Source organism: Streptomyces sp. NPDC001903 (assembly GCF_042891345.1).
Taxonomy (GTDB): Bacteria; Actinomycetota; Actinomycetes; order Streptomycetales; family Streptomycetaceae; genus Streptomyces.
On record NZ_JBIASZ010000011.1, the window covers coordinates 38,632 to 65,103 of the forward strand.

Annotated in this window: 26 protein-coding genes and 5 tRNA genes; 20 read left to right on the plus strand and 11 right to left on the minus strand. The window is 73.4% G+C overall.

The window, feature by feature from the left end; translation table 11 throughout:
* The first annotated feature begins 30 nt into the window (after nucleotides 1-30).
* The gene (locus ACFYZS_RS23755; RefSeq protein ID WP_389015974.1) at nucleotides 31-1,506 is read left to right on the plus strand and encodes a membrane-associated oxidoreductase; all 1,476 of its coding nucleotides are present in this window, start codon (nucleotides 31-33) and stop codon (nucleotides 1,504-1,506) included.
* Between the two features lie 3 nt (nucleotides 1,507-1,509).
* Here the strand turns inward: ACFYZS_RS23755 and ACFYZS_RS23760 are convergent, their stop codons facing one another.
* On the minus strand, nucleotides 1,510-2,139 hold the full coding sequence (locus ACFYZS_RS23760; RefSeq protein WP_376135529.1) for a lysophospholipid acyltransferase family protein: 630 nt from the start codon (nucleotides 2,137-2,139) through the stop codon (nucleotides 1,510-1,512).
* Nucleotides 2,140-2,442: 303 nt separating this feature from the next.
* Here ACFYZS_RS23760 and ACFYZS_RS23765 point away from each other — a divergent pair, with 303 nt between their 5' ends.
* From ACFYZS_RS23765 to ACFYZS_RS23775, 3 genes are all read left to right on the plus strand, one after another.
* Entirely contained in the window at nucleotides 2,443-3,639 is a 1,197-nt protein-coding gene (locus tag ACFYZS_RS23765) for a glycerophosphodiester phosphodiesterase (RefSeq protein WP_389015978.1), read from the plus strand.
* 123 nt (nucleotides 3,640-3,762) lie between these two features.
* A complete protein-coding gene (locus ACFYZS_RS23770; RefSeq protein ID WP_078988021.1) occupies nucleotides 3,763-4,278 on the plus strand; it encodes a sigma-70 family RNA polymerase sigma factor in 516 nt (171 codons plus the stop codon).
* Nucleotides 4,279-4,315: 37 nt separating this feature from the next.
* Entirely contained in the window at nucleotides 4,316-4,822 is a 507-nt protein-coding gene (locus ACFYZS_RS23775; protein WP_053688798.1) for a GNAT family N-acetyltransferase, read from the plus strand.
* 16 nt (nucleotides 4,823-4,838) lie between these two features.
* Here the strand turns inward: ACFYZS_RS23775 and ACFYZS_RS23780 are convergent, their stop codons facing one another.
* Together ACFYZS_RS23780 and ACFYZS_RS23785 are read right to left on the minus strand one after the other, a co-directional pair.
* Complete coding sequence (locus ACFYZS_RS23780) at nucleotides 4,839-5,252, minus strand: hypothetical protein (RefSeq protein WP_389015982.1); 414 nt, start codon at nucleotides 5,250-5,252, stop codon at nucleotides 4,839-4,841.
* Nucleotides 5,245-5,613, minus strand: coding sequence for a hypothetical protein (locus ACFYZS_RS23785; RefSeq protein ID WP_389015984.1), 369 nt, complete (start codon nucleotides 5,611-5,613; stop codon nucleotides 5,245-5,247). The genes ACFYZS_RS23780 and ACFYZS_RS23785 overlap by 8 nt, the downstream gene beginning before the upstream one ends.
* Before the next feature lie 614 nt (nucleotides 5,614-6,227).
* Between ACFYZS_RS23785 and ACFYZS_RS23790 the strand changes: the two genes are divergently transcribed.
* The 8 genes from ACFYZS_RS23790 (at nucleotide 6,228) to ACFYZS_RS23825 (ending at nucleotide 16,979) form a co-directional block, all read left to right on the plus strand.
* Complete coding sequence (locus ACFYZS_RS23790) at nucleotides 6,228-7,292, plus strand: methionine ABC transporter ATP-binding protein (RefSeq protein ID WP_389015986.1); 1,065 nt, start codon at nucleotides 6,228-6,230, stop codon at nucleotides 7,290-7,292.
* On the plus strand, nucleotides 7,289-7,957 hold the full coding sequence (locus tag ACFYZS_RS23795; RefSeq protein ID WP_030157314.1) for a methionine ABC transporter permease: 669 nt from the start codon (nucleotides 7,289-7,291) through the stop codon (nucleotides 7,955-7,957). The genes ACFYZS_RS23790 and ACFYZS_RS23795 overlap by 4 nt, the downstream gene beginning before the upstream one ends.
* Before the next feature lie 96 nt (nucleotides 7,958-8,053).
* Nucleotides 8,054-8,917 (plus strand): MetQ/NlpA family ABC transporter substrate-binding protein, encoded by an 864-nt coding sequence (locus ACFYZS_RS23800; protein WP_389015989.1) that lies wholly within the window; start codon nucleotides 8,054-8,056, stop codon nucleotides 8,915-8,917.
* Between the two features lie 152 nt (nucleotides 8,918-9,069).
* Complete coding sequence (locus tag ACFYZS_RS23805) at nucleotides 9,070-9,753, plus strand: GNAT family N-acetyltransferase (protein ID WP_389015991.1); 684 nt, start codon at nucleotides 9,070-9,072, stop codon at nucleotides 9,751-9,753.
* 104 nt (nucleotides 9,754-9,857) lie between these two features.
* The gene (gene cbiE, locus ACFYZS_RS23810; RefSeq protein WP_389015993.1) at nucleotides 9,858-11,078 is read left to right on the plus strand and encodes a precorrin-6y C5,15-methyltransferase (decarboxylating) subunit CbiE; all 1,221 of its coding nucleotides are present in this window, start codon (nucleotides 9,858-9,860) and stop codon (nucleotides 11,076-11,078) included.
* Between the two features lie 271 nt (nucleotides 11,079-11,349).
* The gene (gene cobT, locus ACFYZS_RS23815) at nucleotides 11,350-14,634 is read left to right on the plus strand and encodes a nicotinate-nucleotide--dimethylbenzimidazole phosphoribosyltransferase (RefSeq protein ID WP_389015996.1); all 3,285 of its coding nucleotides are present in this window, start codon (nucleotides 11,350-11,352) and stop codon (nucleotides 14,632-14,634) included.
* Nucleotides 14,635-14,848: 214 nt separating this feature from the next.
* Nucleotides 14,849-16,075 carry a uroporphyrinogen-III C-methyltransferase gene (gene cobA / locus ACFYZS_RS23820; protein ID WP_389015999.1) on the plus strand — a complete coding sequence of 409 codons (1,227 nt, stop codon included), beginning with the start codon at nucleotides 14,849-14,851 and terminating at the stop codon, nucleotides 16,073-16,075.
* A gap of 58 nt (nucleotides 16,076-16,133) precedes the next feature.
* Entirely contained in the window at nucleotides 16,134-16,979 is an 846-nt protein-coding gene (locus ACFYZS_RS23825) for a TrmH family RNA methyltransferase (RefSeq protein WP_389016003.1), read from the plus strand.
* Here the strand turns inward: ACFYZS_RS23825 and ACFYZS_RS23830 are convergent.
* Nucleotides 16,976-18,217, minus strand: coding sequence for a serine/threonine-protein kinase (locus ACFYZS_RS23830; protein ID WP_389016005.1), 1,242 nt, complete (start codon nucleotides 18,215-18,217; stop codon nucleotides 16,976-16,978). The two genes, ACFYZS_RS23825 and ACFYZS_RS23830, sit on opposite strands and share 4 nt — an antisense overlap.
* A gap of 562 nt (nucleotides 18,218-18,779) precedes the next feature.
* Here ACFYZS_RS23830 and ACFYZS_RS23835 point away from each other — a divergent pair.
* From ACFYZS_RS23835 to ACFYZS_RS23845, 3 genes are all read left to right on the plus strand, one after another.
* Nucleotides 18,780-18,965: a hypothetical protein gene (locus ACFYZS_RS23835; RefSeq protein ID WP_030157329.1), complete on the plus strand. Its 186-nt coding sequence runs from the start codon at nucleotides 18,780-18,782 to the stop codon at nucleotides 18,963-18,965.
* Nucleotides 18,966-19,196: 231 nt separating this feature from the next.
* Nucleotides 19,197-20,237 (plus strand): phosphotransferase family protein, encoded by a 1,041-nt coding sequence (locus ACFYZS_RS23840; protein ID WP_389016008.1) that lies wholly within the window; start codon nucleotides 19,197-19,199, stop codon nucleotides 20,235-20,237.
* 65 nt (nucleotides 20,238-20,302) lie between these two features.
* Nucleotides 20,303-20,608: a zf-TFIIB domain-containing protein gene (locus ACFYZS_RS23845; RefSeq protein WP_030157333.1), complete on the plus strand. Its 306-nt coding sequence runs from the start codon at nucleotides 20,303-20,305 to the stop codon at nucleotides 20,606-20,608.
* Nucleotides 20,609-20,693: 85 nt separating this feature from the next.
* On the opposite strand, the gene ACFYZS_RS23850 is transcribed toward ACFYZS_RS23845, so the two are convergent.
* The 5 genes from ACFYZS_RS23850 to ACFYZS_RS23870 all read right to left on the minus strand — a co-directional run bounded on the left by ACFYZS_RS23850 (nucleotide 20,694) and on the right by ACFYZS_RS23870 (nucleotide 21,168).
* Nucleotides 20,694-20,768: transfer RNA gene (locus ACFYZS_RS23850), tRNA-Val, on the minus strand.
* Nucleotides 20,769-20,818: 50 nt separating this feature from the next.
* A tRNA-Val gene (locus ACFYZS_RS23855) sits at nucleotides 20,819-20,890 on the minus strand.
* Nucleotides 20,891-20,909: 19 nt separating this feature from the next.
* A tRNA-Val gene (locus ACFYZS_RS23860) sits at nucleotides 20,910-20,981 on the minus strand.
* A 1-nt stretch (nucleotide 20,982) separates the two neighbouring features.
* A tRNA-Cys gene (locus ACFYZS_RS23865) sits at nucleotides 20,983-21,056 on the minus strand.
* A 39-nt stretch (nucleotides 21,057-21,095) separates the two neighbouring features.
* Nucleotides 21,096-21,168: transfer RNA gene (locus ACFYZS_RS23870), tRNA-Gly, on the minus strand.
* 180 nt (nucleotides 21,169-21,348) lie between these two features.
* On the opposite strand from ACFYZS_RS23870, the gene ACFYZS_RS23875 reads away from it, so the two are divergent.
* The 3 genes from ACFYZS_RS23875 to ACFYZS_RS23885 all read left to right on the plus strand — a co-directional run bounded on the left by ACFYZS_RS23875 (nucleotide 21,349) and on the right by ACFYZS_RS23885 (nucleotide 24,133).
* The gene (locus tag ACFYZS_RS23875) at nucleotides 21,349-22,404 is read left to right on the plus strand and encodes a chorismate-binding protein (RefSeq protein ID WP_389016011.1); all 1,056 of its coding nucleotides are present in this window, start codon (nucleotides 21,349-21,351) and stop codon (nucleotides 22,402-22,404) included.
* Nucleotides 22,405-22,420: 16 nt separating this feature from the next.
* Entirely contained in the window at nucleotides 22,421-23,245 is an 825-nt protein-coding gene (locus ACFYZS_RS23880; protein ID WP_389016014.1) for an aminotransferase class IV, read from the plus strand.
* Nucleotides 23,246-23,308: 63 nt separating this feature from the next.
* On the plus strand, nucleotides 23,309-24,133 hold the full coding sequence (locus ACFYZS_RS23885; protein WP_389016017.1) for a GNAT family N-acetyltransferase: 825 nt from the start codon (nucleotides 23,309-23,311) through the stop codon (nucleotides 24,131-24,133).
* A gap of 7 nt (nucleotides 24,134-24,140) precedes the next feature.
* Here ACFYZS_RS23885 and ACFYZS_RS23890 read toward each other — a convergent pair whose 3' ends face one another.
* On the minus strand, nucleotides 24,141-24,644 hold the full coding sequence (locus tag ACFYZS_RS23890) for a DsbA family protein (RefSeq protein WP_389016020.1): 504 nt from the start codon (nucleotides 24,642-24,644) through the stop codon (nucleotides 24,141-24,143).
* Nucleotides 24,645-24,860: 216 nt separating this feature from the next.
* On the opposite strand from ACFYZS_RS23890, the gene ACFYZS_RS23895 reads away from it, so the two are divergent.
* Nucleotides 24,861-25,331 carry a hypothetical protein gene (locus ACFYZS_RS23895; protein WP_389016024.1) on the plus strand — a complete coding sequence of 157 codons (471 nt, stop codon included), beginning with the start codon at nucleotides 24,861-24,863 and terminating at the stop codon, nucleotides 25,329-25,331.
* A gap of 109 nt (nucleotides 25,332-25,440) precedes the next feature.
* Entirely contained in the window at nucleotides 25,441-25,620 is a 180-nt protein-coding gene (locus ACFYZS_RS23900) for a hypothetical protein (RefSeq protein WP_078860215.1), read from the plus strand.
* A 21-nt stretch (nucleotides 25,621-25,641) separates the two neighbouring features.
* Here ACFYZS_RS23900 and ACFYZS_RS23905 read toward each other — a convergent pair whose 3' ends face one another.
* Entirely contained in the window at nucleotides 25,642-26,241 is a 600-nt protein-coding gene (locus tag ACFYZS_RS23905) for a CGNR zinc finger domain-containing protein (protein WP_389016027.1), read from the minus strand.
* Nucleotides 26,242-26,472 lie beyond the last annotated feature (231 nt).

The following is a 26,472-nucleotide window of genomic DNA, read 5'->3' on the forward strand; positions in this document are numbered from 1 at the left end:
GTTGATCACGGTCGCGACACCATCCCGGCGATGGAGATCAACGATCTGACCCCCGCGGAACGCCGTGTATGGGACGCCTTCCCGCGCGGCGAGGGCGTCGACTTCCGTGAAGGCCCCGACGAGGACGCCTCCGACGGACGCGACTGGGGGCCGGAGCGCACCGTGCGCGCCGAGGTGATCGCCGCCCTCCTGCTCAGCGACCCCACCCCGTCGGGTCAGGTCCCCGGGATCAACGTGCGCGGCATCCGGATCACCGGGAAGCTGGACCTCAAGTACGCGGTCATCGAGCATCCGATCCGGCTCCGCGCCTGCTGGTTCGAGCGCAAACCCCAGCTGTACGGGGCCCGGGTGCGGGCCCTGGTCCTGACCGACTCGGCGCTGCCCGGACTGACCGCGTCCACCCTCTGCGTCGACATCACCCTGCGGCTCAACTGCTGTCGCGTCACGGGTCCGATCCGGCTCACGGGCGCCCGCATAACCGGCGGCCTCTTCCTCCAGGGAACGGTGATCCGGCCGGGCACCCTCGCCGACGAGCACGGTGAACCCCCGCTCCAGCTCAACCACGCCGAAATAGGCACCGACATCATCGCCGACGAGCTCACCGTCCACGGCCAGCTCCGGATCAACGGCGCCACCATCGCCGGCCTGATCAGCCTGGACCGGGCCAAGCTCATCAACCCGGGCGGGATCGCCCTCCACGCCGAGACCGTCTCCGTCGGCACCGACCTGCGCGGCCACCGGCTGGAAGCGGACGGGACGGTCAACCTCACCGGCGCCCGCATCCCCGGTCAGCTGATCCTCACCCGCGCGCGCCTGGCCAACCGGGACGGGGTGGCCCTGCGGGCCAGCAGCTGCGCGATCGGCGAGTTCTGGCTCAGGCTGTGCCCGCCCATCGAGGGCATCGTCAACCTGCGCCGAAGCCAGCTGGACATGCTCTACGTCGAACCCGACGTCTGGCCGTCCGTGATCCGCACCGAAGGGCTCACCTACCGGGTCCTGCACCCCCACCTGCCCGCCGAGGACCGGCTGCCCGCGCTGGAGCGCGAGGAGTCCGGCTACCTCCCGTACGCGTACGAGCAGCTCGCGGCGGCCTACCGCACGGTCGGGGACGAGGCGGGCGCGCGCACCGTACAGCTCGCCAAGCTGCGCCGGCACCGCCGGACCCTGCCCCGGCACGCCCGGGTCTGGGGGCTGCTCCAGGACGTGACCGTCGGCTACGGGTTCCGGCCGCTGCGCGCGACCGGCTGGCTGTTCGCACTCCTGCTGACGGGGAGCGTCGCGTACTCGTTGCGGCAGCCCAGACCGTTGAAGGCGGGGGAGGCCCCCGACTTCAACGCGGTCTTCTACACGATCGACCTGATGCTGCCGATCATCGGCTTCGGGCAGGAGTCCGCCTACGCGCCGAGCGGCTGGTACCAGTGGCTCTCGTACGTGCTGATCGTGACCGGCTGGATCCTCGCCACGACGACCGCGGCGGGCGTCAGCCGGTCACTCCAGCGCCAGTAGGAGCTACGCCGCCTTCGCCTTGGTGGCGTACATGTCCACGTACTCCTGGCCCGAGAGCCGCATGACCTCCGCCATCACCGAGTCGGTGACGGCGCGCAGCACGTAGCGGTCGCGGTCCATGCCCTCGTAGCGGGAGAACTCCATCGGCTCGCCGAAGCGGATGGTGACCCGGCCCGGGCGCGGCATGCCCTTGCCGCCGGGCTGGAGCTTGTCGGTGCCGATCACCGCGAAGGGGACCACCGGGGCGCCGGTCATCAGGGTCAGGCGGGCGATGCCGGTGCGGCCGCGGTAGAGGCGGCCGTCGGGCGAGCGGGTGCCCTCGGGGTAGATCCCGAAGATCTTGCCCTCTTCGAGGATGCGGCGGCCGGTCATCAGGGCGGCGACGCCGCCGTTGGCCCCGTCACGGTCGACCGGGATCATGCCGGACCCGGTGAAGAACCAGGCCATGGCGCGGCCCTTGATGCCCTTGCCCGTCACGTACTCGTCCTTGCCGATGAAGTGGACCGTACGGTCGCACACCAGCGGAAGGATCATGGAGTCGATGAAGGTGAGGTGGTTGCCCGCCAGGATCACCGGACCGGTGCCCGGGATGTTCTCGATGCCCTCCACGCGGGTGCGGAACATCATGCGCATGACCGGTCCGACAGTGGCTTTGATGAGCGATGTACGGAACAACGTGAGCCCTCCGGCATCGAAACGCGATTTTCGCACCACGCGGGGGTAGTGCAGGTGAGGACGATACTCGCGGGTCGGCCGCGAGCGCACATCGGGTTCACGAGCTGGATACGCAGTGTTGACGCACGTTTCCGCCATGTTCCCCCCGGGCCCACCCCCGCGCCACCGGCCGCTGCCTACGATGCGCACGCCGAATCGGGCCGCTCGGAGCCGGAGACCCCGGGTACCGCCCGGCCCTCTCAGACGACTGGAGTGGCACTCATGACGCAGGGTGGGGCAGCACGGCGCACGGTTCTCGGGGCGGCCGTCCTGGCAGCGGGCGGCGGCATGGCCGGGCTCTCGGCGGGATCCGCCTCGGCGGCCGCGGGGACACGGGCGGCGGAGGCGGGGGAGGAGGCGTACGCCGCCGACGTGCGCCACGGCGGCGGCTACCGGGACCTCCCCGTCCCGCTGGTCATCGGCCACCGCGGGGCCAGCGGCTACCGGCCCGAGCACACCCTCGGCTCGTACCAGCTCGCCCTCGACCTGGGCGCGGACGTCGTCGAGCAGGACCTGGTGCCCACCAAGGACGGCCACCTCGTGTGCCGCCACGAGAACGAGATCGGCGGCACCACCGACGTCGCCGACCACCCCGAGTTCGCCTCCCGGCGTACGACCAAGTCGGTCGACGGGGTCGCGATCACGGGCTGGTTCACCGAGGACTTCACCCTCGCCGAACTGAAGACCCTGCGGGCGAAGGAGCGCATCCCCGCCGTCCGCCAGCGCAACACCCTCTACGACGGCCGGTGGGACGTGCCCACCTTCGAAGAGGTGCTGCGCTGGGCCGACCGTGAGGGCAGGCGGCGGGGCAAGCGCGTCTGGCTGCACGTCGAGACCAAGCACCCCACGTACTTCCGGTCGCTGGGCCTGGGCCTCGAAGAACCCCTCGCCAAGCTGCTGCGCCGCTACGGCCGGGACGGCCTGGGCGCCCCGCTGTTCCTGCAGTCGTTCGAGCCCTCCAGCATCCAGCGGCTCTCCCGGCTGGTCTCCGCGCCGCGCGTGGTCCTGCTGTCCGCCGCCGGCACCCGGCCCTGGGACTTCGAACAGGCCAAGGACCCGCGCACGGTGTCGGACCTGGTCAAGCCCGAGGGCCTGAAGTGGATCGCCGGATTCGCCCAGGGCATCGGCCCCACCATGGACCTGATCCTCCCGCGCGACGCGGCCGGCAAGCTCGGCGCCCCGACCACGCTGGTCAAGGACGCCCACGCCCGCGGGCTGGTGCTGCACCCCTACACCGCGCGCAACGAGAACGCCTTCCTGCCGGCCGAGTACCGCAAGGGCACCGACCCGAACGCGTACGGCGACGCCTTCGGGGCCTTCAAGACGTACTTCGAGCAGGGCATCGACGGCATCTTCACGGACAACGCGGACACCGGGCTGCTCGCGGCCGAGGCCTTCCGGCCGGGGCGCCGGCGCTGACGGCCGACCGCTTCGGCCGACGCCGAGGCCCCCGCACCGTCAACAGATAAGCGGAATATCACGTACGGGTGGGCTGTGCCGGGTCCGGAAACCGCCGGGCACGGCCCGCGCGTCCCGCCCGGCATGGACCTGCTGAAGGACTCCGACCTCCTGAACGAACTGGGCCCGCTGCTCTCCGCCGAGGCGGCCGCGGAGGCCCCGGGCGCCGGAGTGGAAGCGGCCGACCTGGAGCAAGCCGTCTGGGTCAGGCTGCTGGAACACGACCCCGCCCCCGCGGAGCCGGCCCGCTGGCTGCGCCGGGCGGTGCGCGCCGAGGCCCGGCTCGCCCGGCGCCGCGCCCGACGCGAGATCCCCTACGGCTGCCGGCCCGGCAGCGCGGGCGCCGAACCCGAAGACGCCCTGCTGCACGGGGAGGAGAACCGGGCCCTCCGATCGGCCGTCGCCCGATTGCCCGGGCGCTGTCCGGAGCTCATGGGGGCACTTCTTTCGCCCAGAGACCTCACCTACCGTGAAATCGCAGGAGAGTTGGGTATCTCACAAGGAAGTTTGGGACCCGTCCGTTCCCGTTGCCTGGGATGTCTGCGCAGAATGCTCGCGTCAGAGGTTGCGGCTCCTCGCCTTCGGGGAAGGGAGCGGTAGACCAATGGGCTACCAGGTGAGCGGGAGGCATGCGCACATGGGCATGAGCGTGACCATTTCGGCGGCAGCTGCCGAGGACACTGAGCAGATCCTCAAACTGCAGTACCTGGCGTTCCAGCGTGAGGCCGAGCTGTACGGCAACTACCGCATCCAGCCGCTCACCCAGACCCTGGACTCCCTCAAGGCGGAGCTGGAGTCGGACACGGTGCTCGTGGCCCGGCTCGGCGACGAAGTGGTCGGCACCGTGCGCGGCAGCGTCGACGAGGACGGCACCGGCAAGATCGCCAAGTTGTGCGTCCACCCGCGCCTGCAGGGCCACGGGCTCGGCGCCCGGCTGCTGCGCGCCGTCGAGGAGGCCCTCGCGGGCCGCGCCGAGACCACCCGCTTCCGGCTCCACACCGGCCACAAGAGCGAGTCCAACCTGCGCCTCTACCGCAACGCCGGCTACGTACAGGTCGGCGGCCGCACCGCCTCCGACGGCGTGCGCCTGGTCATCCTGGAGAAGGAGGCCACCGACGCGGCCGACTTCGCGGTCAGCGCCTGACGTCCGTCGCCCGGACTCAGCGCTTGGCGCGCAGCCAGAGCATCCCGGTGATCGGCAGGATCACCGGGATGAACAGGTAGCCCATCCCGAAGTCCGACCAGACGGTCGCGTCCGGGAAGGCCTCGGGGCGCACCAGCGTCCAGGTGCCCACGGCCAGTACGCCGGCCAGCTCGGCGGCGCAGCACAAGAGCGCCGCCTTGCGGGCCGTCTCCCCGCCGCGCACCAGCGAGTACGTGATGAAGGCGTAGACCAGGGCGGCCGCGCCGGACAGCGAGTACGCCAGCGGCGCCCGGTCGAACTCGGTCGAGATCTGGTAGGCGGAGCGCGACAGCGCGCCCACCACCATCACCCCGTACAGCCAGACCAGCAGCAGCCCGGGGCCGGAGACCAGCCGCTTGCGTGCGCCCGGAGTGGCGGTGGTGTCAGGCACCGGGGGTCCCCCAGATGTCGTAGAGGCGTACTTCGAGGACGGCGAGGACGAGCGCGCCCGCGGCCACCGTCACCGAACCCCACTTGGTCCGCTCGGTCAGCGAGAGCAGCCCGGCGGCCGGGACCGCCGCGAAGGCGCCCACCAGGTAGGCCACGAAGATCACCGTGCCCTCGTCGGGCTTGCCGCCCCGAGCCAGCTCGACCACGCCGACCACCAGCTGGGCCAGGGCCAGCAGGCTCACCACGCCCATGCCGATGAAGTGCCAGTCCTTGGTGGGCTGGTCCCGCAGGGCGGCGAATCCGCACCAGGCGGCGAGGGCGAGTGCGGCCGCGCCGAGGGCGACCGTCAGGGCGTCGAGCATGCAGCGAGGGTATTACGGGCCGAAAGACCCGGTGCGCGCACCCCTGGGCGCGGGCCTTGTCACCCGCCGCAAGCCAGAGCCGCAGCCCTTCCACCCGCCGGCCGCCCGGCTCGGCTGCGGACCGTGGCCTTGGCCACAACACGCACTGCCGCCGAGCTCGACGCGGACGTGGTCGTACGGGGCTTCTCGGCCGTGTCCGCGCAGGTCGGCGGGGGTCGCGGCACGGTGTCCGCGGAGGGCCGGGACTGACCGGTGCTGTCCGGAATGCGGCCGGATTCCGTCCGCTATCCGGACAGCTTTGATCGGTGACGGGATACGTCTGCTTTACTTGGGCCCATGACCACGACGAGCAGCCGCACCCTTGCGACCGAGGCGACGATGACGCCCGGTGCTCGTTGTATGTGTCGAATGTGCGCCTTCTGAGGGCCCCTCTCCTGAGTCTCGCGCCCCGAAGCGAGACCCGGCCGAGCCCGTCCACACGCCATGGACCGCTCCTGCCCCGCGCATGTGTCGACCCCACCCTTTTGTGACGGTTCGACCCGTATCGCGTCCCCAGATGTTTGCCCCGTGCCGGCACACCGCTGCGCCGCGCACTCGACAGCGACGGAATTCCTGTGATCACCACATCGGGCCTCACGAAGGTCTACCAGTCCCGTGGCCGCGAGGTCACCGCCCTGGACGGCGTCGATCTGCACGTCCGCGAGGGCGAGGTCTACGGAGTCATCGGCCAGAGCGGCGCCGGCAAGTCCTCCCTGATCCGCTGCGTGAACCTGCTGGAGCGCCCCACCACCGGCACCGTGACCGTCGACGGCGTCGACCTCACCGCGCTCGCCGGCCGCGGCCGCCGCGCCGGCAAGGAGCTCCGCGAGGCCCGCAGCCGCATCGGAATGGTCTTCCAGCACTTCAACCTGCTGTCCTCGCGCACCGTCCAGGGCAACATCGAGCTGCCCCTGGAGATCCTCGGCGTCTCCGGCCGCGAGCGCTCCCGCAAGGCCCTCGAACTGCTCGACCTCGTCGGCCTCTCCGACAAGGCCAAGGCCTACCCCGGCCAGCTCTCCGGCGGCCAGAAGCAGCGCGTCGGCATCGCCCGCGCCCTGGCCGGCGACCCCAAGGTGCTCCTCTCCGACGAGGCCACCAGCGCCCTGGACCCCGAGACCACGCGCTCGATCCTCCAGCTGCTGCGCGACCTCAACCAGCAGCTCGGCCTGACCGTCCTGCTCATCACCCACGAGATGGACGTCGTCAAGACCGTCTGCGACTCGGCCGCCCTCATGAAGCAGGGCCGGATCATCGAGTCCGGCACCGTCTCCGAACTGCTCGCCACCCCCGGCTCCGAGCTCGCCGCCGAACTCTTCCCCGTCAGCGGCGCCGCCACCGGCCCCGACCGCACGGTCGTCGACGTCACCTTCCACGGCGAGGCCGCCACCCAGCCGGTCATCTCCCAGCTGTCGCGGACGTACAACATCGACATCTCGATCCTGGGCGCCGCGATGGACACCGTCGCCGGCCGCCAGATCGGCCGCATGCGCATCGAGCTGCCCGGCCGCTACGAGGACAACGTCGTGCCCGTCGGCTTCCTGCGCGAGCAGGGCCTCCAGGTGGACGTCGTCGAGGAAGAGGACGCCGCCGACGCGATCGAGAACGAACTGGCCGCACTGGTCAAGGATGGTGCCAAGTGACCTGGTCCGAGATGCAGCCCCTGCTCACCCAGGGCACGTACGACACCCTCTACATGGTGCTGTGGTCCACCCTGGTGACCGTCCTCGGCGGACTGCCCATCGGCATCCTCCTCGTCCTCACCGACAAGGGCGGCCTCCTGCAGAACCGGCCGCTCAACAAGGTCCTCGGCGTGATCGTGAACATAGGCCGCTCGCTGCCGTTCATCATCCTGCTGATCGCCCTGATCCCGGTCACCACGGCCGTCGTCGGCACCTTCATCGGCCCCACCGCCATGATCGTCCCGTTGGCCATCGGCGCCATTCCCTTCTTCGCCCGCCTCGTCGAGACGGCCGTCCGCGAGGTGGACCACGGTCTGATCGAGGCCGTCGAGTCCATGGGCGGCGGCGTCCCCACCCTCGTCGGCAAGGTGCTGCTCCCGCAGGCCCTGCCCTCGCTGGTGGCGGCCGTCACCACCACGCTGATCACCCTGATCGGGTACTCCGCCATGGCCGGCGCGGTCGGCGGCGAAGGCCTCGGCTCCAAGGCCATCACCTACGGCTTCCAGCGCTTCGAGACCGGCTTCATGCTCGCCACCGTCGTGGTCCTGATCGCCATCGTCACGGTGATCCAGCTGATCGGCGACGGCGTGGTACGCCTGCTCGCCCGCCGCGGCCGGACAGCCTGAACCGGGCCCGCCGCACCCCCCGAACCTCCCTTCCCCGCAAGCCCGCACTTGTCGTGCTCGGGCCTCCATCCCAAAAAAGCAAGAAAGGCACTCTTCGTGCGCAAGAACCTCAAGGCCACCGCCTTCGCCGCCGCCACCGCCGCGCTCGCCCTCGGCCTCACCGCCTGCGGCAGCTCCTCGGACCCGTCCTCCACCAAGGCCGACGGCGCCAAGGTCGACGAGAGCAAGCCGCTGGTCATCGCGGCCTCCCCGAGCCCGCACGCCGACATCCTGAACTTCGTCAAGGACAAGCTGGCGGCCAAGGAGGGCCTCAAGCTGGAGGTGAAGGAGTTCACGGACTACGTGCTCCCCAACACCGCCACCGAGCAGGGCCAGGTCGACGGCAACTACTTCCAGCACAAGCCGTACCTCGACGACTTCAACAAGAAGAACGGCACCCACATCGTGCCCGTCGTGAACGTGCACCTGGAGCCGCTCGGCCTCTACTCCAAGAAGGTCAAGGCCCTCACCGACATCAAGGCCGGCCAGACCATCGCCGTCCCCAACGACACCACCAACGAGGGCCGCGCGCTCCAGCTGCTCGCCGCGAACAACCTGATCACCCTCAAGGAAGGCGTCGGCACCGCCGCCAAGCTGTCCGACATCACCGACAAGAAGGGCCTGGAGTTCAAGGAGCTGGAGGCCGCCACGGTCCCGCGCGCCCTGAACGACGTGGACGCCGCCGTCATCAACGGCAACTACGCCCTGGAGGCCAAGCTCTCGCCCGCCAAGGACGCGCTGGTCCTGGAGAAGGCCGAGGGCAACCCCTACGCCAACTTCCTCGCGGTGAAGGCCGGCAACGAGAAGGACCCGCGGATCGAGAAGCTCGCCAAGCTCCTGAACTCCGACGAGGTCAAGAAGTTCATCGAGGACAAGTACCAGGGCTCGGTCGTCCCGGCCTTCGGCGCCCCCAAGTCCTGACCCCGCACCGCTGATCGGCCCCGTACGCCCCGCGGGCGTGCGGGGCCGAGCGCTGCCCGCTTCCGGGCAACCCGGCCGCCACATCCCACCGCCGATGCTGCATGCTGTGCCTACGGCCCGCACAAAGGTCCAGCAACGGCATGGAGCTGCGCATGACTACCACCTTCCCGGACGTCACCATCAGCACGGACCGGCTGGTGCTGCGCCCCTTCGACGGGGAGGACGTCGGCGCGCTCGCCGAGATGATGAACGACGAGCACATCACCGCCTGGACCACCGCGCCGCACCCCTACACCCACGCCGACGCCCACGCCTGGGCCACCCGGGACTCCCACACGGAGCGCACCGAGGGCAGAGGCATCGTTTTTGCCGTCGCCGAATTCCTCACCCAGCGCCTCGTCGGGATCGTGCACCTCAAGAACACCAACTGGCGCACCCGCAGCACCGAGGTCGGCTACGTCACCGCCCCCTGGGCCCGCGGCGAGGGCTACGCCAGCGAGTCCGTACTCGCCGTCGCCCAATGGCTCTTCCACGACCAGCGCTTCGAACGCCTCGAACTGCGCACCGCCGCCGACAACACCGCCTCCCAGCAGGTGGCCCAGAAGATCGGCTGCATCAGCGAAGGCGTCCTGCGCAACGCGTGGATGGTGCGCACCCAGAACCCCGACGGCTCCTGGAGCGACACCCGCACCGACCTCATCGTCTGGAGCCTGCTCCCCGAGGACATCGACGACATGGAGGAGTCGGACGGCTACAACGGCCACGACGACTACGGCTACGGTCGCGGCGCCCAGGCGGGCGCGAGCGGCTACGCCGTCGGGGCCGACTGGAGCTGACCGGACCGACCCGATGACCAGGTAGTCTCACCGTGCCTGGTGTCCCGCCCGCCGGCCCCTGCCGACGAAGCTCCGCCCGCCCCCACCCCAGGAGACTGACGACGATGGCCGACCGGGTCACGGTGATCGGCTGGGACGGTTCGCCCCTGACCGCGGCCGCCCGGTCCGCGCTCTCCGCCGCCACCCTCGTGGCCGGCGCCGCCCACCACCTCGCCCTCCCCGAGGTACCCCCCGCCGCCGAGCGCATCCGCCTCGGCAGCCTCGGCCTCGCCGCCCGCCGCATCGCCGGCCACCGCGGCACCGCCGTCGTCTTCGCCGACGGGGACCCCGGATTCTTCGGCGCCGTACGCACCCTGCGCGCCCCGGAGCACGGCCTCGAGGTCGAGGTCGTCCCCGCCGTGTCCGCCGTAGCCGCCGCCTTCGCCCGCGCCGGGATGCCCTGGGACGACGCCCAGGTCGTGGTCGCCCACCCCCGTACGCTGCGCCGTGCCGTCAACGTCTGCCGCGCGCACGGCAAGGTCGCCGTCCTCACCTCGCCCGGCGCCGGCCCCGCCGAACTCGCCCTGCTGCTCGGCGGGGTCCACCGCACCTTCGTCATCTGCGAGGAGCTCGGCACCGCCAGGGAACAGGTGACCGTCCTGACCTCCGACCGGGTGGCCGACCACAGCTGGCGCGACCCGAACGTCGTCATCGTCATCGGCGGACAGGCCGCCGCCCCCGCCGCGCGCCCCGCTGCGGCCGCCGACCCGGCCTGGCTGCTGGGCCAGAGCGCCGTCCACACCGGCGGACGGGGCTGGGCCCGGCCCCAGGCCGACGGAGGCGAAGGGGAGTCGGCGCTGCTGCGCGCCGCCCAGCTCGCCCGCCTCGGCCCGCGCGCCGGCGACCTCGTCTGGGACATCGGCACCGGCTCCGGCGCCCTCGCCGTGGAGGCCGCCGCGTTCGGCGCCGCCGTCATCGCCGTCGACGCCGACCCGCGCGCCTGCGAGCGGGCGACCGCCGCCGCCCGCAAGCGGGGCGTACAACTGCAGGTCGTCGCCGGGCGCGCACCGCACGTACTGGAGGACCTCCCCGAACCCGACGTCGTCCGCGTCGGCGGCGGGGGAGCCGAGGTCGCCCGGGCCGTCGCCGACCGCCGCCCCGAACGGATCGTCAGCCACGCCTCCACCCGCGACGAGGCGGAGGAGATCGGCCGCGCGCTCACCGAGGGCGGCTACACCGTCGAGTGCGCGCTCCTCCAGTCGGTGGGCCTGGACACCCGCACCTGGAACGAACAGGACCGTTCCGTCGTCTTCCTCCTGGCAGCCGAACGCCCCGTGAACCGCTGAGCGGTCCCCGGGACCGCTCGGCCAGGAGGCCGGGGTAGGCTGGCCGATCGTCGTACCGCCCTGGCATCTCCGGGGGTGACGGCACCGCCGGACGCGCGACGTGGCGCAGTCCACAGCGCACCATGCCGGTTATGGCCGCCATGGTGGCTAACGGGCGCGACAATGCTTACGGGTTGTCGTGCGGGGCGTGCGCGCGACGGACACGTCGTACGGCAACCCCGCTCGGGCGCCGGGCGATCGAAGACGCACAACCGATGGGCGAGGGGTACGCATGACTGACACCGGCCAGGTACCGGGCGAGGGTCTCCCGGACAACGCGGGCATGGTGGATCAGCAGGGCATTCCCGCTCCGGTCCAGCACCCGGGCCCCGCCCCCGCTCCCGTCCAGGGCGGCTACGCCTTCCAGGACCTCGTGGACAACCCGGCCGAGCCGGAGGACGAGGAACTGCTGCTGATGCCGAGCGGCCAGGGAGCGTGGAGCGACCCCCAGGTCGTCCCGCCGGCGCCGGTCTTCCCCACCCCGGCCTCCTACGGCGACGCGCCCTACGCCGAGTACCCCGAGGCCCCGGCCGCGTACGCGGAGCCCGGCTACCCCGCACCGGCCGCGTTCCCCGACCCCTCCTACGGCGAGGCCGTGTACGCCGACTCCTCGTACAGCGCGGGAGCGCACGAGGCCGGCGGCCGTGACTCCGGTGCGCTGGACCTCGGCGGCCTCGTGGTCCCGCCGCCGGCCGCCCCGGTGGCTCCCGCCGCGCCCGCCGCCCCGGCCGCGCCCTCGCGCCGGCCGCTGCACATGGGCCCGCCCGTGCCCGAGGCCACCGGCGGAGTCGTACGCTCCCTCGCCGACCGGGGTCCGGCCGCGGCCCCGGCCGCCCCCGTCGTGCCGCTGGCGCAGGTGGCCGCCCCGGCGGCTCCCGTGGCCGTGCCCGTCGCCGCCCCGGCGCCGATCCCGGTCCAGGTGGCCGGGCCGCCGACCGTGGGCCCCGAGTACCTGGACGTCCCGCGCCCCGAGGCCGCCGCTTCCCCGGGCGCGCCGCAGCCGGGCGAGACTCCGCCGCAGGCCGGCGCCCCGTGGTCGGCGGAGCCGGCGCCGGAGCCCGTGGCCGTTCCGGAGCCCGTCATGGCAGCGGAGCCCGCTGCGGCCCCGGAGCCCGCCGCGGTCGCCGAGCCGGTCGTGGCGCCGGAGCCTGCGGCGGTGGCCGAGCCCGCGGCGGTGGCCGAGCCCGCGCCGGTCGCAGAGCCCGTGCTGATGGCCGACCCCGCGCCGGTGGCAGCCGAGCCCGTGCTGATGCCGGAGCCCGTCATGGCGCCCGAGGCGCCGGCGGCTGCCGAGGCCCCCGCCGAGGCCCCCGCCGTGCCGGAGGCCCCTCAGCCGGAGCCGGTCGCGGCGGCGGAGCCCGAGCCGGTCGTGCTCGCCGTGGCCGCCGCGCAGCCGGTCCCGGAGCCCGTCGCCGAGGCGCCCGTCGCCGCCGAGCCCCTCGAAGCCCCGGTGGCGACCGCCGCGGAGCCGGTCGTGGCCGAGGCCGCGCCGGAGCCGGAGGCGCTGCCCGCAGAAACGGTGGTCCAGGCCCCCGTCGCCCCCGAGGCCGTCGAGCCCGTTGCCCCCGCGGCCCCTCTCGCCCCCGAGTCCGTACCGGAGGCCGGGGCCGTGGAGCCCGAGGCCGCCGCCGAGCCCGCCCCGGAGGCCGGGCCGGTCGTCGTACCGGCCGCCGAGCCGGTGGCGGAAGCCGAGGCCGCCACGGAGCCCGAGCCCGAGTCCGTCGTGCCCGCCGCGCCCCTCGAGCCCGTCGTCGAGCCCTCCGCGGGCGAGGCGGCCCCCGCGGGCGAGGCGGCCCCCGCGTACGCCGACGCCGAGCGCGAGGCCGTCCTGCGCGTCATGCGCGAGCGCCGCGACATCCGCAACGGCTTCCGCACCGACCCGATCCCGCACGAGGTGCTGCTGCGCGTCCTGGAGGCCGCGCACCACGCGCCCAGCGTGGGCCACTCCCAGCCCTGGGACTTCGTCGTCATCCGCTCGGCCGAGACCCGCCGCACGATGCACGAGCTCGCCCAGCGCCAGCGCGAGGCCTACGCGAAGTCGCTGCCCAAGGGCCGGGCGAAGCAGTTCAAGGAACTCAAGATCGAGGCCATCCTCGACACCCCGGTGAACATCGTCGTCACCGCCGACCCCACCCGCGGCGGCCGCCACACGCTCGGCCGGCACACGCAGCCGCAGATGGCCCCCTACTCCTCGGCCCTCGCCGTCGAGAACCTCTGGCTCGCCGCGCGCGCCGAAGGCCTCGGCGTCGGCTGGGTCAGCTTCTTCGACGAGCGCGAGATGGTCCGCGAGCTCGGCCTGCCGGAGCACCTGGAGGTCGTCGCGTACCTGTGCGTCGGCTACGTCGACGAGTTCCCGGAGGAGCCCGAGCTGGCGCAGGCCGGCTGGTCGCAGCGCCGGCCGCTGGCCTGGGTCGTGCACGAGGAGACGTACGGGCGCCGCGCGCTGCCCGGCGAGGAGCCGCACGACCTGCTCTCGGAGACGGTCGCCAGCATCCGCCCGCTCGACGCGAAGGCGCTGGGCGAGGCGTGGGAGCGCCAGAAGCGCATGACCAAGCCCGCCGGGGCCCTGGGCATGCTCGAAATCATCTCCGCACAGCTGTCCGGCCTCTCCCGGGTCTGCCCGCCGCCGATCCCGGAGCCGGCCGCGGTCGCGATCTTCGCGGGCGACCACGGGGTGCACGCCCAGGGCGTCACCCCGTGGCCCCAGGAGGTCACCACGCAGATGGTGGCCAACTTCCTGGGCGGCGGCGCGGTCTGCAACGCCTTCGCCAACCAGGTGGGCGCCGAGGTCTGCGTGATCGACGTCGGCGTGGCCGGGGACCTCCCCGCCACCCCCGGCCTGCTCCCGCGCAAGGTCCGCCCGGGCACGGCGGACCTCTCCACGGGTCCGGCGATGACCCGCGAGGAGGCCATCGCGGCCATCGAGGTGGGCATCGAGACGGCCCGCGACCTGGTGGCGGCGGGCAACAAGGCGCTGCTGACGGGCGAGATGGGCATCGCGAACACGACGGTGTCGGCGGCTCTGATCTCGGTCTTCACCGGGGTCGACCCGGCGGAGGTCACCGGCCGCGGCACGGGCATCAACGACGAGACGCACGCCCGCAAGGTCGAGGTCGTACGCCGCGCACTGGAGCTCCACCAGCCCGACCCGGCGGACCCGATCGGCGTCCTGGCGGCCATCGGCGGCCTGGAGCACGCGGCGATCGTGGGCCTGCTGCTGGGCGGAGCCTCCCTGCGCACCCCCGTCATCCTGGACGGCGTCAGCGCGGGCGCGGCGGCCCTGGTGGCCCGGGCCATCGCCCCGGAGTCCCTGTCGGCGTGCATCGCGGGCCACCGCAGCGCGGAGCCGGGGCACGTGGCGGCCCTGAACAAGCTGGGCCTGCGCCCGCTGGTCGACCTGGACCTGCGCCTCGGCGAGGGCACGGGCGCGCTCCTGGCCCTCCCGCTGGTCCAGAGCGCGGCCCGGGCGATGCACGAGGTCGCCACCTTCGACTCGGCCGGAGTCACCGAGAAGTAGGCGAGGTCCGCCGCGCGGGGCGGGGGAAGAGCCCCGCGCAGCGGCCCCGCCGTCCGGGCCCTCCCGGAGCCCGGGGGTGCAGCCCCAAGGGCGGCGACGCGGGCCGTATCGTTGGACCCGGACAGGGAAAGCGCACGTCACCCCACCCGACCCAGCCGCTCCAGCGCAGCAGCGGCCCGCAGACACCGCCCGCCGCACCAGGAGCCGCACCGCCATGGCCGAACACTCCGCCTACCCCGTAGGACTCCGTCTCGCCGGCCGCCGCGTCGTCGTCATCGGCGGCGGCCAGGTCGCCCAGCGCCGGCTGCCCGCGCTCGTCGCGGCCGGCGCCGACGTCCTCCTCGTCTCGCCCTCCGCCACCCCCTCCGTGGACGCGATGGCCGAGACCGGCGAGATCCGCTGGGAGCGCCGCCGCTACCAGGACGGGGACCTGGAGGGCGCCTGGTACGCGCTGATCGCGACCCGGGACCGGGCCGCCAACGACGCCGCCTCCGCCGAGGCCGAGCGCCGCCGCATCTGGTGCGTGCGCGCCGACGACGCCGAGGCGGCCACCGCCTGGACCCCGGCCACCGGCCGCGTCGAAGGCGTCACCGTCGCCGTCCTGAGCGGCAACGACCCCCGCCGCTCCGCCGCGGTGCGCGACGCGGTCGTCGAGGGGCTGCGCGACGGCTCCCTCACCGCGAACCGGACCCGCACCCCCGGCGTCGCCCTCGTCGGCGGCGGCCCCGGCGATCCCGACCTGATCACCGTCCGCGGGCGCCGCCTCCTGGCCGAGGCCGACGTGGTCATCGCCGACCGGCTCGGCCCCCGCGACCTGCTCGACGAACTCCCGCCGCACGTCGAGGTCATCGACGCCGCGAAGATCCCGTACGGCCGCTACATGGCCCAGGAGGCCATCAACAACGCCCTCATCGAGCACGCCAAGGCCGGCAAGGCCGTGGTCCGGCTCAAGGGCGGGGACCCGTACGTCTTCGGCCGCGGCATGGAAGAGCTCCAGGCCCTCGCCGAGGCCGGCATCCCCTGCACCGTCGTCCCCGGCATCTCCAGCTCCATCTCGGTGCCCGGCGCCGTCGGCATCCCCGTCACCCACCGCGGTGTCGCGCACGAGTTCACCGTGGTCAGCGGCCACGTCGGCCCCGACGACCCGCGTTCCCTGGTGGACTGGGCCTCCCTCGCCAAGCTCACCGGCACCCTGGTGATCCTCATGGGCGTGGACAAGATCGGCCTGATCGCCGAGGCCCTGGTCCGCCACGGCCGCCCCGCCGGCACCCCCGTCGCGGTCGTCCAGGAGGGCACCACGGCCACCCAGCGCCGCGTGGACGCCACCCTCGCCACCGTCGGCGAGACCGTACGGGCGGCGGAGATCCGGCCGCCCGCGGTCATCGTGATCGGCGAGGTCGTCAACGTCAACGCCGCGGCCCCGGCCGCCCCCTCCGCCTGAAACACCCGCGCCCCGCACGGCCGTTGGCACCACACCCCGGACAAGGCAGTATCACCCTGTGGCTGATCTCATCACCGTCGAAGACCCCGACGACCCGCGCCTGCGCGACTACACGGGCCTGACCGACGTCGAACTCCGGCGCCGGCGCGAGCCCGCGGAAGGCCTGTTCATCGCCGAGGGCGAGAAGGTCATCAGACGCGCCAAGGACGCCGGGTACGAGATGCGCTCGATGCTGCTCTCCGCCAAGTGGGTCGACGTCATGCGCGACGTCATCGACGAGCTCCCGGCCCCGGTCTACGCCGTCACCCCGGAGCTCGCCGAACGCGTCACCGGCTACCACGTGCACCGCGGCGCCCTCGCCTCGATGCAGCGCAAGCCGCTGCCCGCGGCCGACGAGCTGCTCGCGGGGGAGGGGGCCGGGGCGGGCCACCGGATCGCCGTCTTCGAGGGCTTCGTCGACCACGCCAACCTGGGCGCCGCCTTCCGCAGCGCAGCGGCCCTCGGCATCAGCGCGATACTGCTCTCCCCGGACTGCGCGGATCCGCTCTACCGGCGCGCCATCAAGGTCTCGATGGGCTCCGTGTTCTCGGTTCCGTACGCGCGCCTGGACCAGTGGCCGGCCGACCTGGAGAAGGTCCGCGAGGCGGGCTACCGGATCCTGGCGATGACGCCGAGCGAGAAGGCCACGCCGCTGGACCAGGTCCCGCCGGAGCGCTTCGAGCGTTCCGCGATCATGCTCGGCTCCGAGGGGCACGGCCTGTCCACGTACGCGCTGCGCGCCGCCGACGAGTGGGTCCGGATCCCGATGGCGGAGGGGATCGACTCCCTGAACGTGGCCGCGGCCTCGGCGGTGGCCTTCTACGCGACCCGCCCGCCGCAGCCCCCCGCTTCGCCGGACGCCTAGAACTTCTGGGCGGCGGCGATCCCCAGCGCCACGATCAGCGTGACCACGACGAACACGATCAGGCGCTGCCGCATCAGCCGGGGGTCCGGCCGCGAGGGGCGCCGCCCCGCTCCCGTCGTGCGCGGAGCCTGGCGGCCGCCCGTACGCCCCGCCGTCGGCCGGGAGGACGGGCCGCCCGGGTTCCGCGAGGACGAAGGGCGCGGTGACGAGGGCCGGGAGGACGAGGGCCGCGGGTGCCCGCCGCTGTTCGGTCCCTGTCCCTGACCCTGCCCGTGGCCCTGGTCCGGCCCCTGGGGCGCGGGAGTGCCGCCCGTACGCCGCTCCGTGCGCTGGTCCGCGTACGCATCGGCCAGCCGCCCGGTCGGCCGCTCGGCGGCCCGTGCGCGCTGCGCCGGCGGGCGCCCGTCGGACAGCCCCTGCGCCTCGCGGGCGGCGATCTCCTTCAGCCGCATCGACAGCTGCAGCGTGCTGGGCCGCTCCTCCGGGTCCTTGGCCAGGCAGGCCTGTACGAGGGGGGCGAGGGCGTCCGGGACCCCGATCAGATGCGGCTCCTCGTGCACCACGCGGTACAGCATGACCTCGGAACTGCCGTGCCCGAAGGGCGAGTCGGCGGTCGCCGCATAGGCGAGGGTGGCCCCCAGCGCGAACACGTCGGTCGCCGGGGTGACGGCGGCCCCGCGCACCTGTTCGGGCGCGAGGAAGCCCGGGGAACCGACGGCGGTGCCCACGTGGGTGAGCGTGCTGGCACCCGTGGCCCAGGCGATCCCGAAGTCGATGATCCGGGGGCCCTTGGGGGACAGAAGAATGTTCGAAGGCTTGAGATCGCGGTGGACGACCCCCGCCTCGTGTACGGCGACCAGTCCCTCGGAGAGCGCGGCCCCGATCGCGGCGATCTGGGCGGCCGTGAGCGGACCCTCCTCGGCGACCTTGTCGTGCAAGGAGGGGCCGGGAACGTACTGCGTGGCGAACCAGGGGCGCTCCGCGTCCAGGTCCGCGGCCACCAGGCGCGCGGTGCACCCGCCGCGGATCCGCCGGGCGGCCGACACCTCGCGCGCGAAGCGCGAGCGGAACTCCTGGTCCTCGGCCAGGTCGGGCCGGATCACCTTCAGCGCGACCCGCTGGCCGCGCCGGTCCGATCCCAGGTAGACCACGCCCATGCCGCCGGCGCCGAGCCGCCGGTGCAGTCTGAATGAGCCGACGACACGCGGGTCCTCGCGCCGGAGCCGCATCATCGCCATGTCCACCCCGCTGACCGGTCGTCCTGTTGACGTGCCACAGCTTACGGACGATCCGCCACGAGCGCTCAGAGGCCGCGCCCTCGCCGGAAGATTCGATTGTCAGTGCGGGGCAACCCACTTGAGGGTTCCTCACCCGCACGGACCCCTGCCCGTACGGCACTTGCCCGTACGGCCAAACGGCCCTCGGGTCAAGGGGATTGGGCATCCGGCCGGGGTCGTGCGCGGGGCGCGCGGCGGGCGGGAGCACGTGCGCCGGGCGGGCGCGCGGGGTGATCTTGCGCCTACCCCGTAGGCGGACACGCATGCGCGGGGAGTGACGGAAGTGAGCGAACTCACTACCCTCCGGTCATCCCCTCCGGGATGACCCTCACAGCGGGGGACCGGTCTCCACCCAGGGGAGTACGTGCACGGCGGGCCGTCATCCTCTTGGAGGCCTGCCAAGCGGTACGAGGGCAGGACGCCAGGGGGCTTCGCCGCGCCTAGTGTTGAGGACAAGCGGCGGGTGGAGCACTCGTCCCCCGAGGTCACAAGCCCGCCGCTGCCAATCGACAGGGAGAGGGCCATGGCGGACATCACGCGGCACGGACGCAAGGCATTCGCGTTCAACGGCCATGAGTCCGGTACGCGCCATCCACTGGTGGCCGCGGCCATGGTGCTCCCCCTGGCCGCCCTCCTGCTCTTCCTCTTCGGAGGGTTCGACCAGGTGGCGGCACAGGCGTCGTCCGTGGGCGTGATGCTGGGGCGCTGAGCGGCGCCCCGGGTCCGGGAGAGCGGCCCGGACCGGGACATCGGCCTGTCGAACCCCGTGGGGACGGGGGCGCGACGGACGGCAGGTGAAGGGTGCTGCCCGTACGACTGGGGAGTCGGACGGGCAGCACCCTTTTTCGTGTCCTCCCACACCGCCGTCGGCCGCCTCATGCGGCCCCGCGGTTCCGTAATCTGCTTCCGAGACGCCAGTGACGGGAGCCGTGGAGCCGCGATGAACCAGGAGCCACTGCCCGCCGCCCTCGCGGCGTACGCCGGCACGGGGGAGCGGGACGCCCCGTACGAGCTGCTCGCCGAACGCGAGGACGGGACGGTGGTGCGCTGCGGCGAGATCGTCGCCAAGGCGCACGCCGGGGACAGCGACCGCGCGGGCCTCGCCGTACGGATGAGGATCGCCGCGGACGAGGCGCTGGCCGGGGTGCTGCTGGCCCCGCTGCGCCCCGAGGTGGGCTACCTCGGGGGCCGGCCGGTGTCCCTCTGGCCGTACGGGGCCCCGGTCGACCCGGAGCGTCCCGAGGACGCCCCCTGGGAGGCGGCGGGGCGGCTGCTGGCGGCCCTGCACCAGATCCCCGTGCACCGGCTGCCCGGCCCGGTCCCCCCGATGCGCGGCCCGGCCAAACTCGCCCGCGCCCTGCGCCGCCTGTCCCGGGCCACCGCCGCGGACGCGGTCCGCAGCCAGGACGGTGTGCGGGGCCCCGACGGCGGCCGGGCTCCCGCCGGGGCGCGGCCGGGGGTCGCGCTCGTGCCCGGCCCCGCCGAGGGCCGGTCCGCCGGCGACCTCGTACGGGCCGCCGCGCGGACCCTGCCCGCCTGGGTGCGCGGGGAGGCTCCGGCTCCCCGGGGCGGGGCCCTGTGCCACGGGGACCTGCACCTCGGGCAGTTGGTGCGGGGGCCCGGCCCCGACGGCGGCTGGCGGCTCATCGACGTCGACGACCTCGGCATCGGCACCCCCGCCTGGGACCTGGCCCGGCCCGCCGCCTGGTACGCCGCCGGGCTGCTCGACACCGGCGCCTGGGTCCGCTTCCTCGACTCCTACCGGGCGGCCGGCGGTCCCGCGGCCGGGCCGCCCGGCTCCGATCCCTGGCCGGAACTGGACCTCGCGGCCCGGGCCCTGACCGTGCAGACCGCCGCCCTCGCTCTGGCTAAATCGGCAGAAAGCAGACGCCGACTCGAGGACGTGGAGCGGCTGATGGTGGAATCCTGTGCCCGAATTGCCTCCCTCCCGCCCGACTTGGAGGCGCAGGCTCCGTCGTAGGGTGAGCTTCACGCCACCGGGCATGCATCCGGTGTCGAAGCAGACGGCGAGGAGTTGATCCGGTCATGCAGTGTCCGAAGTGTCACGCGATGATGCACACCTACAACCGCAACGGTGTCCAGATCGAGCAGTGCAGCAACTGTCGCGGCATCTTCCTCGACTACGGCGAGCTGGAGGCGCTGACCCGCCTGGAGTCCCAGTACACCGGCGGCCAGTACGGCCAGGTCCCGCCGCCCGCCGCGCCCCCCGCCCCCTACCCGGCGGCGCACGCCCCGGCGCCCGCCTGGGGCGCCCCGCACCACGGCGGTCACGGCCACGGTCACCACGGCCACCACAAGGGCGGCTTCGGCCGGATGCTCTTCTCCTCCTGAGCCGAGGCCGGTGCGGCCCCGGCCGCGCCGGCAGCCCCGGCAACGCGGAAGCCCCGGCCGTGGGAACGGCCGGGGCTTCCGGAGGTGGTGCGCGATACTGGGATTGAACCAGTGACCTCTTCCGTGTCAGGGAAGCGCTCTCCCGCTGAGCTAATCGCGCGGGACCGCGGTACGAAACCGCAGTTCAAACCAGGTGGTGCGTGTACTGCGTGCGCGATACTGGGATTGAACCAGTGACCTCTTCCGTGTCAGGGAAGCGCTCTCCCGCTGAGCTAATCGCGCGGGGATCCTTGCGGATCAGTGGACGATACTGGGATTGAACCAGTGACCTCTTCCGTGTCAGGGAAGCGCTCTCCCGCTGAGCTAATCGTCCTTGGAGGTGGAGACGGGATTTGAACCCGTGTAGACGGCTTTGCAGGCCGTTGCCTCGCCTCTCGGCCACTCCACCATGGAGCTGCAGGGGTTCTCGGGAAGATCCCCCACTTCGAGCGGACGACGAGACTCGAACTCGCGACATCCACCTTGGCAAGGTGGTGCTCTACCAACTGAGCTACGTCCGCAGGTCACCGTGTTCGCTCCGGGGTTTTCCCCCTTCGCTCCCTGGCGACGTGTTGAACTCTAGCGGATTCCCGGGCCAGCTCAAAAACGCGTTTCCGCAGCGTGCTGCCGCTCGATCACCACCGGTCACCCGGCGGTCACCTCACCGGCGCCGCGGCGTCACCGGTCATAGACTCGCAGCCGTGCACGACCTGCTTCCCCTGGCCCGCTTCGGCGGCCTCCTCGCGACCGACCTCCGAGACGTCACCAGCGACCCCTCCGCCCTCGACTCGACGGGCTTCTGGGCGGTCGCCGCGGACTTCGAGGGCCGGCTGGTCTGCGCCCGCTTCGGCGACATACGCCCCGACCCCGTCCCGGCGCCCGTCCCGGGGGCCTGGCGCGGCCCCGCCGCCGACCAGTGGTCCTCCTCCCTCGACCGGGCGGCCTACACGGCCGGCGTACGCCGCATCCGCGAGCACATCGCCGCGGGCGAGGTCTACCAGGCCAACCTCTGCCGCGTGATGTCCGCGCCGCTGCCCGATCCGGACCGCGCCGACGTCGACGCCCTCACGGCGCTGCTCGCCCGCGGCAACCCGGCCCCGTACGCAGGAACGATTCGGCTCCCGGCCCACGGCGTCGAGATCGCCACCGCATCCCCCGAGCTGTACCTGCGCCGGGTCGGCCGCCACGTGGAATCCGGCCCCATCAAGGGCACCGGCCGCACCGCCGCCGACCTCCTGCCCAAGGACCACGCCGAGAACGTCATGATCGTGGACCTCGTACGCAACGACCTCGGGCGGGTCTGCGCCACCGGCTCCGTCACCGTCCCCGAGCTGTGCGCCGTGGAGGAGCACCCGGGCCTGGTCCACCTCGTCTCCACCGTCAGCGGCGAGCTCGCCGAGGGCGCCGGCTGGCCCGAGCTGCTCGCCGCGACCTTCCCGCCCGGCTCCGTCACCGGCGCCCCCAAGTCCTCCGCGCTGCGGATCATCGAGGCCCTGGAGACCGCCCCCCGCGGCCCCTACTGCGGGGGCATCGGCTGGGTCGACGCCGACCGGGGCACCGCCGAGCTCGCCGTCGGCATCCGCACCTTCTGGATCGACCGCCGGCGCCCGGGCGGCCCGAGCCTGCTCTTCGGCACCGGCGCCGGCATCACCTGGGGCTCCGACCCCGACCGCGAATGGGCCGAGACGGAGCTGAAGGCCGCCCGGTTGCTCAGGGTAGCGTCGGGAACCCATGAGGTGACCGGCACCCCTGGGTGAGCGGAGGGATCGTACGGTGAGGATCTGGCTCGACGGCGCGCTGCGGAACGCCGACAGCGCACAGGTGTCCGTCTTCGACCACGGGCTGACCGTGGGCGACGGAGTGTTCGAGACGGTGAAGGCGGAGCGCGGCACGGCCTTCGCGCTCACCCGCCACGTGGACCGGCTGACCCGCTCCGCCCGCGGCCTCGGACTGCCCGACCCCGATCCGGACGAGGTGCGCCGGGCATGCGCGGCCGTCCTGGAGGCCAATCCGCTGCCGCTCGCCCGCATGCGCATCACCTACACCGGGGGAGTGTCCCCGCTCGGCTCCGACCGCGGCGACGCCGGCCCCACCCTCGTCGTGGCCGTGGCCGAGGAGACCCGCCGGCCGGACATCACCGCGGTGATCACCGTTCCCTGGGTCCGCAACGAGCGCTCCGCGGTGGCCGGCCTGAAGACCACCTCGTACGCCGAGAACGTCGTGGCGCTGGCCGCCGCCCACAAGGCCGGCGCCTCCGAGGCCCTGTTCGCCAACACCGTCGGGCGGCTGTGCGAGGGCACCGGCTCCAACGTGTTCGTCGTCCTCGGCGGGGAGCTGCACACCCCGCCGCTCGCCTCCGGCTGCCTCGCCGGCATCACCCGGGCGCTGGTCGTCGACTGGGCCGGGGCCAAGGAGACGGACCTGCCCTTCGAGGCGCTGGAACAGGCCGAGGAGGTCTTCCTGACCTCCACCCTGCGCGATGTGCAGGCCGTCCACCGGATCGACGGGCGGGACGTGGCCGCGGCCGTGCCGGGGCCCGTCACCGCCGAGGCGATGCGGATCTTCGAAGCGCGCGCCGGCGCGGACCTCGATCCCTGAGCCGGCCGATCCGCCCGCTTAATGGCTGTCGCACGGGGCCGCGGGGCGGGTAGAACTCGATTGATGACCACCACCCTGCGGCCGAGCGGGCCGCTTCAGCAGAGCACCGGGGGCGCGCGGTCGCGCCCGTACGAGATCCGGGTCAACAGCAGGCGCGTCGGCGCGCTGCTGGTCGCCTGCGACACGCCCTTCGGGCCGAGCGTCGGAGAGATACGCGACCTCGCCGTCGACGAGCCCGACCGGCGGCGCGGCCGCGCCACCGTCGGGGCGCTCGCCGCCGAGGAGGTGCTGCGCGGCTGGGGCTGCCGCCGCGTCCGGGTCTCGGTACCCGCGACGTCGGCGGGAGGCCTGCGGATGGCACAGGCGCTCGGGTACGCCGAGTACAGCCGCAACATGGCCAAGGAGCTGCCGGCGCAGCCGCCCGAGCTCCGCGCGGGGGTCGCCGGGCGCCCCATGACGCAGGCCGAGTACGAGGTCTGGCTCGTCGGGGCGATCGAGGGCTACGCCGCCGACTGGACCAGCCGCGGCATGCCGGAGGAGGCCGCGCGGGCGAAGTCGGTGGCCGACCACGAGCGCGCCCTGCCCCACGGACTGGCCACCGAGGGCGCCACCCTCTGCGTCCTGGAGGCGGACGGCGTCCCCGTCGGACACGTGTGGTCGGCGCCGAACGGGGAGGGCGCGTACGTCTTCGACGTCGCCGTCGCCGAGGAGCACCGCGGCCGGGGGTACGGGCGCGACCTGATGCTCCTGGCCGAACGCTCGGCCCTCGCCGGGGGCCACCGCGTCCTCAGGCTCCAGGTCTTCGCGGGCAACACCCCGGCCCTGCGGCTGTACGAGTCCCTCGGCTACCGGATGACGGACGTCAACTACGCCAAGGACCTCCTCTAGGGGGGGATCAGGCCGGGTCGGCGGCCAGCAGGCGGTCCGCGATCTCCTCGATGCGGGCGCGCAGGCCCTCCTGGCTCTTGCCGCCGTCGAGACGCTCGCCGTCGATGACGTAGGTCGGGGTGCCGGTCACGCCGATCGCCTTGCCCTCGGCCTGGTCGGCGTCGACGATCAGGATGTGCCGGCCGTCGATCAGGGCGGTGTCGAACTCCTCGGCGTCGAGGCCGAGTTCGCGCGCCACGTCCAGCAGTACGGCCTCGCCGCGGTCGCCGAGCTCCGCGGTGCGGGCCAGCACGGCCTCCACGTACGGCCATGCCCGGCCCTGCTCCGCGGCCTCCTCGGCGGCCTGCGCCGCGGCGAAGGCGTGCTTGTGCTTCTCCAGCGGGAAGTGGCGCAGCCGGATGTCCAGCCGGTCGCCGTAGCGGGCCCGCAGGGCGCGTACGTCGTCCAGGGCTCGGTGGCAGTCCGGGCACTGGAGTTCGCACCAGACGTCGAGGATCACGGAATCGGTCATGGACCCAGTGTCCCAGCCGCCGGACGCGGCCATCGAAACGCACCCCCGCCCCGACCCTGACGCACCCCTTCCCCGACCCCCTCACGCACCCCCTGAGGAGGAGGCGCGACCCCGAGATCTCCCGGAGATCGGCCCCGGATCCACTCGGGCCATGGCCGCCGCCGCGGTGCCCGGTGCAGGATGGAAGGGACGGATCGCCCACCCCTGGAGGACCGCATGCTGGCCGAGACCATATGTTCCGCGGTGTCCGCGGCGGGCCTGGGCATCGCCGCGGTGGCCGCGTACCGCAAGCGCTTCCTCGCCGCCACGCGGATCGCGGCGTACGCGCTGGTGCCGGTCGCCCTCGTACTGACGGGCGCCGTGGAGTGGGTGTCCACGATGGTCCTCGATCCGGCCGTGTGGGCGGGCTTCGGGCTGCTCGGGCTCTCCTGGGTGCTGTTCATGACCACCCGCGCCATCGAGCGGCGCCGGCTCGGGGCGGGGGAGGGGTCCGCCGGGGCGGTCAAGCCGTCGAAGGCCGCGAAGGCGGCCAAGGCAAGCCCCGGGCGCGAGGCCGTGGCCCCGGCCGAGTCCGCCCCCGTGCCGGGTCGGGGCGCCCGGCCGCAGCCGGCGTCCCGCCAGGCCCCGGCCGCCCCCGCGGACGACTTCTCCGACATCGAAGCGATCCTGAAGAAGCACGGCATCTGAGGCCGCGGAGCGGTATCGGCGCGAGCCTGACAAGAAGGAGTGAACTCCCGCGCAAAGGCTGGCGTGTTGGGGGCCGATGACGGGTGCCCTGCGCGATCATCGCCCCGACATGCTCGACACATCGCAGGGCGACCCGCCGGTTCCCGCACCGGCCCCGGTCCCCGCCCCCGTCGCCGAGGAGCCGCGAGGCTGCCTCTTCGCGCTCTCCCAGCCGCCCCTGATGATCTTCCTGGGTGTGATCGGCACCCTGTTGCTGCTGGCCGCCGTGCACGACCTGTTCCTGCTGTGACCGCGGCTGTGACGCCTTTGGTTACTCCTGGTGCGCGCCCGGCTGCGCGTGGTGCTCCGGCGGCCCCGCGTCGGCCTCCTTGCGCCGGGCCCGGTACGCCGCCACGTGCAGCCGGTTCCCGCAGGTCCGGCTGTCGCAGTAGCGCCGCGAGCGGTTCCGGGACAGGTCCACGAAGGCCCGCCGGCAGTCGGGGGCCTCGCAGCGGCGCAGCCGCTCCTGCTCGCCGGAGACCACGATGAAGGCCAGGGCCATGCCGCCGTCGGCCGCGAGGTGGTCGCCCAGCGAGGCGCCCGGCGCGAAGTAGTGGACGTGCCAGTCGTAGCCGTCGTGGTCGGTCAGCTGCGGGGTGGTGCCCGCGGTCGCCACCAGCTCGTTGATGAGCCCGGCGGCGGTCCTCGGGTTGGGCGCACCGAAGACCTGGGCGAACTTGCCGCGGACCGTCCGTACGCCGGAGAGGTCGCGGGCGCCGAGATCGCCGACGTCGCTGATCTTGTACTCGCGGACGAACTCGCGCAGCGAGCCGACGTCCGCCAGGCCGTCGGGGTGGTCCGCCTCGGCCGCGGTGTTCACCAGCGCGACGACGACGTCGAGCGCGCGACGGGTGTCGTGGGGAATCTGCACGGGGTCGCTCCCTGGGGGCCGGGCCTGCGGCGACGGGCCAGTGCCGCCGCTGGGGGCCGACTCTAGCCGTGCCCGGGCGGAACCGGGAGGGACCCCTGCCGCGGCCGCGTCCGACGCCGTCGCGCAGGACTGCGCCACGCACACCGGCGCCGCCCTCGCGGACGGCTTCCGCGAGAACAGCGCCGGCACTGCCGTATGAGGTTTTCGTCCAGCCCGCACCGTCGCCCCGAG

What these genes read in the sequence shown, in the direction of transcription:
- ACFYZS_RS23755 (WP_389015974.1), top strand. Translation starts at nt 31, where the DNA reads ATGGAGATCAACGATCTGACCCCCGCGGAACGCCGTGTATGGGACGCC.
- ACFYZS_RS23760 (WP_376135529.1), bottom strand. Translation starts at nt 2,139, where the DNA reads ATGCGCATGATGTTCCGCACCCGCGTGGAGGGCATCGAGAACATCCCG.
- ACFYZS_RS23765 (WP_389015978.1), top strand. Translation starts at nt 2,443, where the DNA reads ATGACGCAGGGTGGGGCAGCACGGCGCACGGTTCTCGGGGCGGCCGTC.
- ACFYZS_RS23770 (WP_078988021.1), top strand. Translation starts at nt 3,763, where the DNA reads ATGGACCTGCTGAAGGACTCCGACCTCCTGAACGAACTGGGCCCGCTG.
- ACFYZS_RS23775 (WP_053688798.1), top strand. Translation starts at nt 4,316, where the DNA reads ATGGGCATGAGCGTGACCATTTCGGCGGCAGCTGCCGAGGACACTGAG.
- ACFYZS_RS23785 (WP_389015984.1), bottom strand. Translation starts at nt 5,613, where the DNA reads ATGCTCGACGCCCTGACGGTCGCCCTCGGCGCGGCCGCACTCGCCCTC.
- ACFYZS_RS23805 (WP_389015991.1), top strand. Translation starts at nt 9,070, where the DNA reads ATGACTACCACCTTCCCGGACGTCACCATCAGCACGGACCGGCTGGTG.
- cbiE (WP_389015993.1), top strand. Translation starts at nt 9,858, where the DNA reads ATGGCCGACCGGGTCACGGTGATCGGCTGGGACGGTTCGCCCCTGACC.
- cobT (WP_389015996.1), top strand. Translation starts at nt 11,350, where the DNA reads ATGACTGACACCGGCCAGGTACCGGGCGAGGGTCTCCCGGACAACGCG.
- cobA (WP_389015999.1), top strand. Translation starts at nt 14,849, where the DNA reads ATGGCCGAACACTCCGCCTACCCCGTAGGACTCCGTCTCGCCGGCCGC.
- ACFYZS_RS23830 (WP_389016005.1), bottom strand. Translation starts at nt 18,217, where the DNA reads ATGGCGATGATGCGGCTCCGGCGCGAGGACCCGCGTGTCGTCGGCTCA.
- ACFYZS_RS23835 (WP_030157329.1), top strand. Translation starts at nt 18,780, where the DNA reads ATGGCGGACATCACGCGGCACGGACGCAAGGCATTCGCGTTCAACGGC.
- ACFYZS_RS23840 (WP_389016008.1), top strand. Translation starts at nt 19,197, where the DNA reads ATGAACCAGGAGCCACTGCCCGCCGCCCTCGCGGCGTACGCCGGCACG.
- ACFYZS_RS23845 (WP_030157333.1), top strand. Translation starts at nt 20,303, where the DNA reads ATGCAGTGTCCGAAGTGTCACGCGATGATGCACACCTACAACCGCAAC.
- ACFYZS_RS23885 (WP_389016017.1), top strand. Translation starts at nt 23,309, where the DNA reads ATGACCACCACCCTGCGGCCGAGCGGGCCGCTTCAGCAGAGCACCGGG.
- ACFYZS_RS23890 (WP_389016020.1), bottom strand. Translation starts at nt 24,644, where the DNA reads ATGACCGATTCCGTGATCCTCGACGTCTGGTGCGAACTCCAGTGCCCG.
- ACFYZS_RS23895 (WP_389016024.1), top strand. Translation starts at nt 24,861, where the DNA reads ATGCTGGCCGAGACCATATGTTCCGCGGTGTCCGCGGCGGGCCTGGGC.
- ACFYZS_RS23900 (WP_078860215.1), top strand. Translation starts at nt 25,441, where the DNA reads ATGCTCGACACATCGCAGGGCGACCCGCCGGTTCCCGCACCGGCCCCG.